We start from the raw sequence: 1,147 nt of genomic DNA, 5'->3' as shown, positions 1-1,147 counted from the left end.
GGATATTACTGTGACGGACCACGTACTTAAAGGCACCAACTAGAGGGCGAGCGCGCGAAAAGGTCTTATTTGTCAGAATACTAAACTAAGGAAGAAAGGAGAGGTTCTTAGGAGGTGAGAGGCCGTTGATACAGGATGCGCGCCCGCCGCGCTAGTCCCGACTTGGAGTCCTCAACACCACTCCTAATCCACCCAGCTAATATTCACTGGTTACAGCCCGCGTGCCGTCCCTTCTATGCTATATACACGTGACGTTTCTGGGTTATTAACCTAGAACCATCACATATATGGCCAAGTCGCTTATAAAATACGTTAAGTTAGTTATGTGGGCTCCCATTACACTTACACCCCCCTTGATTACGTAAAACTTACACCCCGGTCTTAGTCAGCATACTTTTCCGCGTCGCGCTTTATATATTACTATATCACCCAAATTCGACCGATTTGAAGCCCTCTATTAGTCTATAGTGGTGCAAAGCGATACTGTGCCTTCTGAACCTCAAGATTTGACCTAAATCGACCAAAAGCCCTCCAAACCCCACGATCCATATCCTGCCCAAAGCCTCCTGCTGCGACTAGCTCACGTTCGACCCTATTTTCTACCTCAATTGAGTCCTGCGTGTCCCAGTCTAGCCAGGCCTCAACCTCTTCATTAGTCCAATCAAGGGTAGCTAGGGTTTTAATTGGCCCTAAAGTCTCTGTATCCAAATTAAGGCGCTGGAGCCCTAGATTCTTCCGATTCTGATTAATCCATCTTTTTGAGTGATTCTTAAACCCCCGCGCCGTACGATACTGATCTGGCTGGACCTCTAGGTGGGCTGTAAGCCAGGTCTCTTTATTAGCTATATATCGTTGATATATAAGCTCAGGACGTAAGGGCCAAATTGGTCGAGTATCAGCTGGTTCTAGGGCATGGCGTGTAGCTAATTCAGGATCAGGTTGAGGGGTTGAATTAAGAATTGACTGGATAGTCGACTTAAGGATTAATTGATCGCCTGAATCAAGGACTGATTTAAGGGCTAATTTAAGGGCTGACTCGCCACTAGCTGAATCAAAAATAGCCTGGACAGTAGACCTAGGGATAAAAAGACCAGCTGAGACTAAATAAGAGGCTAATTGAGACACAAGCTCTTGATTTTGACGCCTA

General features: G+C 46.1%; 1 protein-coding gene. It reads right to left on the bottom strand.

What is annotated here, in order from left to right; translation table 11 throughout:
* Nucleotides 1-462 precede the first annotated feature (462 nt).
* Nucleotides 463-1,147: hypothetical protein (locus ACREB4_RS21305; protein ID WP_431590240.1), on the bottom strand; the 685-nt coding region annotated here is incomplete at its 5' end.

The organism is Aquabacterium sp. (assembly GCF_050725395.1).
Taxonomy (GTDB): Bacteria; Pseudomonadota; Gammaproteobacteria; order Burkholderiales; family Burkholderiaceae_C; genus Aquabacterium.
The sequence above is the reverse complement of the archived record's forward strand: the minus strand, read 5'-3'. Positions and strand labels throughout refer to the sequence as shown.